This window comes from Empedobacter sp. UBA5528, assembly GCF_002426075.1.
GTDB classification, from domain to species: Bacteria; Bacteroidota; Bacteroidia; order Flavobacteriales; family Weeksellaceae; genus Empedobacter; species Empedobacter falsenii_B.
The window spans coordinates 779-8,882 of sequence record NZ_DINY01000038.1; the positions used below are offsets into that span (position 1 = coordinate 779).

Genomic DNA, 8,104 nt, shown 5'->3' on the forward strand with positions numbered 1-8,104 from the left:
TTGGAGTTGTGCAACAGTTACCGATGTTGTGTACAGTTTTCATGTGTTATTATTTATTTTTATGGGTCACATGGAATACGCCAGATTGGTTATAATATCATCTTCGGTTGGTGATTTGTTCCAATCATGGCTATTTCATCTCAAAATATCGATAACTGAGATTTTGTTGTAAACTCTTCAAGAAATTTCATCCCTTTATATGAATTTCCTTTTTCATTCAATTTCGGACTCCAAACTGCAATCGCATAATGATTTGGATGGATTGCAACAATCCCTCCTCCAACACCACTCTTTCCAGGAAGTCCAACTTTAAAGGCAAATTCTCCAGATTCGTCATATAAGCCACAAGTTTGCATTAGTGCATTTATTCTTTTGCATTGGCTTTTGGTAAGTATCGAATTGTTAGCAAATATGTTACAGCCATTGTTTGCTAAAAACAAAAATAATTCTGAAAGCTCTTTGCAATTCATTTCAAGAGAGCAAAGATCAAAATAGAAGTCAAGAACATCTGAGGGTTCATTTTCAATATTTCCAAAGGATTTAATGAAATTACATAATGCCACATTTCGAAATCCTACGCTTTTTTCTGAAGCAGCTATTTTGCGTGAATAGTTTAATTCTGAATTATTGGAAATGCTTCTAATAAAAGATAAAAATTCTTCTTTTGGGTTTTTCAGATTGCTAAGTAGAATATCTGAAATAACAATTGCTCCAGCATTTATAAAGGGATTTCGAGGTATGCCTTTATCTGCTTCAAGTTGAACTAGAGAATTAAATGCTGTTCCTGAAGGTTCTACTCCAAGTCTTGTCCAAATTTTCTCGCCAAGAATACTATATGCTAAGCTTAGTGAAAGTACTTTTGCAATACTCTGAATCGAAAATTTTTCGTTAAAATTGCCAATACCAAAATTAGTGTGGTCAATTGTTGATATAAATACTCCAAAACTTTCCGAATCAACGTTAACCAACTCAGGAATATAAGATGCCAATCGTCCTTTGTCATCTGTATTTTTAACCTCTTCATAGGTTGCCCTAACTATTTCTTCTAAATTCACCTCTTTTTTAATTTAATTGTACACAACGGTTTGGGTATTGCCGAAGGCGGGTATTTTTAGCACAAAAGTTCAATCGAAGGACAAAAGTTGAACTTTGCACAAATGTCAATTCGAAGCCGTTCAGCCACGCTTTTGGCAATGCCTTGTTAGCGGCTGGCATTTTCATTATTTTGGTTGTTTTTTAAGTAAAACGCTGTTTCACATAAATCCCTCATGTGTTTACTTAATTCTTCTGGATTAGAAATTAAATAATTGTAGTCTTGTACTGAAATGATTCTCTTAAAATAATCATATTTCAGAGTGGCACCATGAAATAATTTCGCTCTCATTATGCCTGCAATTTCAACAGCATCAATATTTGACAAATTATAATTTCTGACCGAATTATTGTGGTTTAAAGTTGGCGAATAATTATTCTTAGCAAAAAACGATTTTACATGTTTGCGAGATTCATGATTACTTTCTGTAATACTTTCTAGTACCATAAAATATCTGGCACATTTGTATATATGATTAGTCTCTTTGTTTGCGTCATGAAAAAGTGACAAGGAAAAATTTTGATTATCAATTATTTTTTCAGCGTTATTAATGAATGAAAGTTTCTCTTCTAAACTAATCCATAGTCTGTGCAATCTGTTATACTGAACTAATTCAGTTTTATACATAATTTTTTCATTCATTTTTACAACTTTAAAAAACTCAACGGGGGATTGACCTGATATTAAAGAAAGAAACAGTTTTGCTTTTTCAAGATGAACACTACATTCTTTCTCAAAATTTAATATGTTAGATTGCGATTCATTGGATTTATAAAGTATATAACAAACAGGAATATTATCGGAATAATCCTTATCAAATGTTTCAATATTAGATACTGCGTATTTATATTTGAATGTTTCAAAGAAATCCTTTATATAATCAATGTAGTGATTATGATACAAAGATTTCAATGGTACCAGAATTGTGTTATTATATATTTCTATTATTTCGTCGATTGATGGTCCATAAACTAATAGTCCAAAGTAGTTTTCTTCTTTAAGATAGTTTTCAATAATTTTCATCTTCGGTTAAATGCTTGCTGCTAACGGTTGACGGATTTGCGACAGTAAAAAATATAGCAACGAAGTTGCGTGTATTTTTTATTTAGCAAATTCGATGATGTACGCAGTTCGGAGCGATAGCGATGAAATGTGTACATTATCGGATGTAATCCGTCAACCGATGTGACGCGATTCGTAGCATAGCGGAGAATTGCGTCACATCGTTTTGGGTATTGCCGAAGGCGGGGAAATCGAAGCGGAAAGTTTCGATTTTGCACCGAGGCGAGCCAAAACGAATTTTTATGAGTTAAATTTAAAAATATAAAACGAATAAAATTCGTTTTTGGCGGAAAATTATGGTAGAACCTTGAATTTACCACTTTAGCCCCGCTTTTGGCAATACCTTGTTAGCTGTAGTTGCAATTTGCAAATTTTTTATCTAGTCTGTAAAATCACAATACCGCCTTTTAAATCTAAATGTGGAAATTTATCTTGATAATCATTTTTACTTAAGATTTTTATATTTTTTATTGAGTTCAAGTCAATTAAGACATTTGTTTTTAAATTCTCTGAACTTACAGGATATCCGTCAATGATAAGTAGACCAAATTCAGGAATACTCAAATTTTTAATAGTTTTATTTTTTAAGTTTTCAGATTCAATGATATTACTATTTCCGTTCGATTTTATATTAATAGTTTTATATTTTTTATTTTTTGTAATTCTGTTAACTTGTTCTTTACTCGAATAAAAATTTTTAAAATTTATTTTCAGTGTGTCAAAAAAGACAGAATAACCACTTTCTTGAAGTTTAACAATTCTAGTATGATTATATGTAATTGATCTACTTTTACAAGAAAATAAAATCAAAGCAAATATAATAGTGTAAAAAAGTTTTTTGATTTTCATTTAGTCGGTCTGATTTTGTGCAATTACAGCTAACGGGAAACGCATTGGCGAAGTGGCGGATAAATTGGACGAAAAGTTCAATTTAGCAGTAACGTAGCCGATGTGTTTCCACAGAAGCTAAATTATTAAAAAAAGCTGAATGTGGAACACATTCGGCGGAATAAAAAGCACAAAAGTTGAAGTTTGCACTTAACCCGCCATTTTGCCAATGCGATGTTATATGCCGTTTTTTCTATGTTATTTTATTGTTTCTCGCAGAAAATTTAGATAATCAGTCAATGTTTTCACAATGGTTTCTTTGTTGATGGTGTCGTTATCAGAACCTAACCAATTTTCTCTGTCAACAATTGCAACTGTCATATAGTTTCCACTTCCAAATCGGTCTGGTCGTCTGATATGATTAAGTCCAAAGTCATTTGCTTTAATCATAATGAGGTCGTGAAGTTGATTGCGGATTTCGCCTCTTGTCATATCTTCAGGAAGTTCTACTTCGTCAGGGTCGGTCGATATTTTGAAGCAAAGTTTTCCTTCTTCAAGTTGGATGTAAGCTGGATAATCGTTCCAATAATCCCAATTTAAAACAGCATTCCAAAATCCTCCATTTGGATTGTTTACATAACCCCAATCTACATAAATTTCTTTTTCGAGGAATTGAAAAAATCCTTGCCAATCATTACCGTTCCAGTCTTTTAAGATTTTAGTTTCAAATTCGTTGTTTGATTTTTCAATTCTTGTCAATCTTTCATAGAAATCAACGAAAATATTGTTTGTTGTTTCTTTAAATTGGTCAAGCAAGCTGATAAAGTCAATTCTGCTGAAAATTGAAAACCCTTGCTTCTGAATATTGTTTAGGCTTGTTTGGCTTTCGTTTCCTGTTTTTAGATAAATGCAAATCGGGTTTTCATAGTTATTATTTTCGCACCATTTTTCAGCAGTTTCTTTGTAACGAGCCAATTGGTTTGAGTGTTGGTTGCTATGTGTTTTGTCTTCGATAATGATTAAATATTTATCGTTTACCTCTGCCCAAACATCTATGTTTTCCCATTGTCTTCCAGCTTCAACTTTTGAGATTGTTTCGTTGAAGTTGGGGTTTTGTTTTTGAATTAGTTGAGTTACAAATGTTTTTCCACATTTGTTTAAATGTTGGTCTACTGATTGATAATTATCATCAGCAAATTGCAAAAGCCAAGTAATAAAAGCGTCTTGATTTAATTCTTTGGTTGCAATGTCAAAAATGTTTGGTCGCATATATGATTTAGTTTTAGGACAAAGGTTGATGTTTTCCTGTAGGACTTCGGCTACAAGTAAAAAAGGTTAGTGTACCCAAGTTTTTGTTTTGATAACCACAATGTTTGCAGGAATACATATCTTGTACTCCGCCTTCTAAGGGTTGATGTTTCTTTGTCGGACTTTTTGTACAAGTGAAAAAAGTCAATGTTCCTAAATTTTCATTTTCGTAACCACAATGCTTACAAATATATTTTTGTTTAGGTTTGGGCTGTGGTTTTTCAACTCTTTCTCTTGGTTGAGAGTTAGAGCTTGAACTATAAGAAGAATTTCCACCAGTAAAGAATTTGCGGACTTTGTTTAGAGCATATAAAACAAAACCAATTACTAATAAATAGCCAATCCAAGAATTGCCTTTCTTGTCGCTTGTTGAACTTTTATTTTGTGAGTTTGAAAGAAATTTAGTTGAAACATATCCTCTTGTTCCGTTGTTTAATTCAATTTCTGTCCAAGTTCCTTGAGTAGAGTAGGCGGTTACTTTTTCGCCTTGTGAAATTTTGTCGATTACTTCGTATTTAGTTCCCGCACCAGAGCGAACATTTAAAAGTTCTGTGTTTACATATTTTGTTTCCTGTGCGAAACTGAAAGTTGTGATTAAGAATAATCCAAAAGTTGTAATAATTTTTTTCATTAGCCGTTCCGTTTTTTTAGCCAATTTAGTTTTCAGCTTTTGCAAAAGTTGTTTCGTCTTACGTCAAACTATGTCGTAGTCGATATTTTCTTGCGTTGCGTTGTCCTAAAATGGCATATAACGGGAAACGTATTGCTGAAGTGCGGGCTTTTACACCTGAAATTTCTACTAAAAACTGCACGAAGCAAAAAATGTTTTCCGCTGACTAAATTAATAAAAAAATGGAGGCGGAAACATTTTTTGCGACTAAATTTCACAAAATTTTCAACGCAAGAGCCTTCAATCCCGCATTTTAGCAATACGATGTTAGGCGAAGTTATTTATTATTTTCTTTATTTTCAAGATGTTTTCACTGTTTTTACCATAATCAATCAAGGTTGTTGGTAATTGTGGCTTACTCGTAATTTCATACTCAAATTCATTAGTGCTTCCTTTTGTAATTTCAATGTTTTCGCCCCAAGAATATAAACTAATAGATGTTCTTATAATGATTTTGTCTGAAGTAAGGTTTATTGATTTGTATTTAGTTTTTAATTCATCAAATATTTCTTTTAAAGTTAATTTTGAAGTAAATGTTGATTTTTGATTAACTTTAAAGTCCAAGTCAGAGGCATTTCTTATTCCATTTTTTTTCATTTTAACCACTTGAAGTAATCCAAGAATTATGGTCATAAGAAGTCCAAAGATTAATGCTTTTATACTAATTTCTTTTATTTCAATTTTTTGATTTGAAAATAATTCTGGAATTACTAACATAAATCCAAATATTAATGCTGTGACAGTGAATATTTTTAATAAAAATTTAATTGTTGATTTCATTTTCTTATAATTTCGCCTAACGGTTGACGGATTTGCGACAGTAAAAAATATAGCAACGAAGTTGCGTGTATTTTTTATTTAGCAAATTCGATGATGTACGCAGTTCGGAGCGATAGCGATGAAATGTGTACATTATCGGATGTAATCCGTCAACCGATGTGACGCGATTCGTAGCATAGCGGAGAATTGCGTCACATCATTGTTTTTTCACGAAACTGATCTAGCATTTGTTTCGTAAAAAAACAGCTATATCCGCATTTCGTAAAATTAAAAACAAATATAATTATTTTTTTGTAAATTAGATACTTATAAAAATAAAATTCATGTATCACGAAGTAATTTGATGTAAAATGTAATAATGAATGTATGGATAGCGAAACAATTCTAAAAACGTTGCAAAATCGATTAAAATTACAACGATATGCAAACAATACCATAAAATCGTATTGTGGTTACGCTCAAGTTTTCTTAGAGCAGATGGAAAAATACAATAGATTAGATGAAATTCCTATTTCAGAAATCGAATTGTTTATCAATACAAAAGTAACTCAAGAAAATATCAGTGTTTCCTATCAACGTTCTTTGGTTGGGGCAATTAAAAAAGTATTTGAATTAGTTGAAAATCAGAAAATCGAATTAAATTATCTTTATCCGAAACGAAAAGTTAATAAATTACCAACTTTCTTTTCTCAAGAAGAAGTACGAAATTTATTAAATGCAACAGAAAATTTAAAACATAAAGCTATTCTTACCATAATCTATAGCTGTGGATTGCGACTAAGCGAATTGATAAATTTAAAAATTGCAGATATAAAATCGGAAAGTGATTTACTTCTTATTCGTCAAAGTAAAGGTAACAAAGATCGAATAGTAGCTTTGCCAGATAAACTTTTGTTATTATTGAGAGAATATTATAAGGTTTATCAACCTAAAGACTTTTTGTTTGAAGGGGCTAAAGGGAATCAATACAGCGAAAGGAGCGTCCAATTAATTTTAAAAAATGCTATGAGTAAAGCTGGTGTTTTATCAAAAGGCAGCGTACATACTTTAAGACATTCATATGCTACTCATCTTATAAAAAGTGGAATTGATGTACGTGTAGTTCAAGAATTATTAGGTCATAACGACATTAGAACTACCATGATTTATACGCACATTACAGATATTGATAAAAAATCGACACCAAGTCCTTTAGATTTTTTGTGATAATTTGTAAAATCTAACACATTATTTTATCTCAACAATCTTCACCACCTCACTTTTCAATACTTTAGTGCCTGCCTCATTATAAGTTTGCTCTACAGTCACTTTAATTTTATCATATTTAGGAGTTGGAAAATCTAACAATTCTCCAATGTTTTTATATCCAAATGCTTTTGCCAAAAGAGTTATGTGACGGGTGCTATATTTATGTCGCTGTGTATAAGATTCAACATTACTAACAAAGCTTCTAGCAACCCCCATTTTTAGGCTTAGTTCATCTTTAGTTATCCTATTAACTTTTCTGAGATTTTTCACATGATTAATTAAATCAAAATCAAATTGTGTAGTTTCAAATTCGAATATTTTATTCATTTAACTAAAAATAATCACCCAACATATTGGGTTTTAATTAAAATTGTTTATATTTGTATAAGCGAATTGATAATTAGACTTTTAATAGTCATAATTAAAACGATGAATCTCGAATCGAAACGACCAATTTTACCTCGAGAGTTTCGTGAAATCGCTCCATGTCTCAAAAGTTTTGTACTTTCGTAATACGGCATGGGCGGTTTTCACATATGCTTTAGGGGTAACTTTTAAACTTTCGAGTTTATAAGCTGGGTTTGGTCGCCCACGGTACTAAAGTGTGAAGCCGCCTTGCTTTTTTTGCAAGTATTTCTTCATACACGAGAAACATCGTTCCATAAAACCCAACACAAAATGAGAACGAAACAATTTCAATTCATCCGTAAAAAACCTCCAGACAAAGTCTGTTCGTTTTTTCCATTCTTTTAAAGAACAATTCTCCGTTTTATAACATTTAACGGAACGTAAAGAAAAGGTTCCCCTTTCTTTACTCGCTCTCTATCAGAGCCTCGGTAATGAGACTTTGACAGCTAGGTTATACTTTTATTTTTCGCACATTAAAAGTAAACCCTTTATTGCCATTTTCCAAATTTATTGGGGCTACTACCTGATTTAAGTTGTAAGTAATGAGTTATAAGTAATGAGTTAAATGTATGATGTACAGATTAGATGTTAGATATGAGAATTGAGATTTTAGAGTTGTACTATGTAAAAAGTAGAATGTATTATGTATTTGAAAAAGGATTAAAAAAATGTCATATGATTTGGAGGCGAGTGTCAAAAAGTTGAAG

Annotated in this window: 8 protein-coding genes; 1 reads left to right on the forward strand and 7 read right to left on the reverse strand. The window is 31.5% G+C overall.

Features of this window, described 5'->3' with window-relative positions; all coding sequences use genetic code 11:
* Positions 1 to 140: 140 nt before the first annotated feature.
* The 6 genes from B4L98_RS08685 to B4L98_RS08710 all read right to left on the reverse strand — a co-directional run bounded on the left by B4L98_RS08685 (position 141) and on the right by B4L98_RS08710 (position 5,741).
* Positions 141 to 1,055 (reverse strand): glutaminase, encoded by a 915-nt coding sequence (locus B4L98_RS08685; protein ID WP_065722182.1) that lies wholly within the window; start codon positions 1,053 to 1,055, stop codon positions 141 to 143.
* Between the two features lie 146 nt (positions 1,056 to 1,201).
* Positions 1,202 to 2,116: a hypothetical protein gene (locus B4L98_RS08690; RefSeq protein WP_291046857.1), complete on the reverse strand. Its 915-nt coding sequence runs from the start codon at positions 2,114 to 2,116 to the stop codon at positions 1,202 to 1,204.
* Between the two features lie 414 nt (positions 2,117 to 2,530).
* The gene (locus B4L98_RS08695; RefSeq protein ID WP_291046856.1) at positions 2,531 to 3,004 is read right to left on the reverse strand and encodes a hypothetical protein; all 474 of its coding nucleotides are present in this window, start codon (positions 3,002 to 3,004) and stop codon (positions 2,531 to 2,533) included.
* A 237-nt stretch (positions 3,005 to 3,241) separates the two neighbouring features.
* Positions 3,242 to 4,252 carry a PD-(D/E)XK nuclease family protein gene (locus B4L98_RS08700; protein WP_291046854.1) on the reverse strand — a complete coding sequence of 337 codons (1,011 nt, stop codon included), beginning with the start codon at positions 4,250 to 4,252 and terminating at the stop codon, positions 3,242 to 3,244.
* 13 nt (positions 4,253 to 4,265) lie between these two features.
* Positions 4,266 to 4,922, reverse strand: coding sequence for an SH3 domain-containing protein (locus B4L98_RS08705; protein WP_291046852.1), 657 nt, complete (start codon positions 4,920 to 4,922; stop codon positions 4,266 to 4,268).
* A 306-nt stretch (positions 4,923 to 5,228) separates the two neighbouring features.
* A complete protein-coding gene (locus B4L98_RS08710) occupies positions 5,229 to 5,741 on the reverse strand; it encodes a hypothetical protein (RefSeq protein ID WP_291046850.1) in 513 nt (170 codons plus the stop codon).
* A 366-nt stretch (positions 5,742 to 6,107) separates the two neighbouring features.
* Here B4L98_RS08710 and B4L98_RS08715 point away from each other — a divergent pair, with 366 nt between their 5' ends.
* Positions 6,108 to 6,947 (forward strand): tyrosine-type recombinase/integrase, encoded by an 840-nt coding sequence (locus B4L98_RS08715; RefSeq protein WP_291046846.1) that lies wholly within the window; start codon positions 6,108 to 6,110, stop codon positions 6,945 to 6,947.
* Between the two features lie 21 nt (positions 6,948 to 6,968).
* On the opposite strand, the gene B4L98_RS08720 is transcribed toward B4L98_RS08715, so the two are convergent.
* Complete coding sequence (locus B4L98_RS08720) at positions 6,969 to 7,316, reverse strand: helix-turn-helix domain-containing protein (protein WP_291046845.1); 348 nt, start codon at positions 7,314 to 7,316, stop codon at positions 6,969 to 6,971.
* Positions 7,317 to 8,104 lie beyond the last annotated feature (788 nt).

What these genes read in the sequence shown, in the direction of transcription:
- B4L98_RS08715 (WP_291046846.1), top strand. Translation starts at nt 6,108, where the DNA reads ATGGATAGCGAAACAATTCTAAAAACGTTGCAAAATCGATTAAAATTA.
- B4L98_RS08695 (WP_291046856.1), bottom strand. Translation starts at nt 3,004, where the DNA reads ATGAAAATCAAAAAACTTTTTTACACTATTATATTTGCTTTGATTTTA.
- B4L98_RS08690 (WP_291046857.1), bottom strand. Translation starts at nt 2,116, where the DNA reads ATGAAAATTATTGAAAACTATCTTAAAGAAGAAAACTACTTTGGACTA.
- B4L98_RS08700 (WP_291046854.1), bottom strand. Translation starts at nt 4,252, where the DNA reads ATGCGACCAAACATTTTTGACATTGCAACCAAAGAATTAAATCAAGAC.
- B4L98_RS08720 (WP_291046845.1), bottom strand. Translation starts at nt 7,316, where the DNA reads ATGAATAAAATATTCGAATTTGAAACTACACAATTTGATTTTGATTTA.
- B4L98_RS08705 (WP_291046852.1), bottom strand. Translation starts at nt 4,922, where the DNA reads ATGAAAAAAATTATTACAACTTTTGGATTATTCTTAATCACAACTTTC.
- B4L98_RS08710 (WP_291046850.1), bottom strand. Translation starts at nt 5,741, where the DNA reads ATGAAATCAACAATTAAATTTTTATTAAAAATATTCACTGTCACAGCA.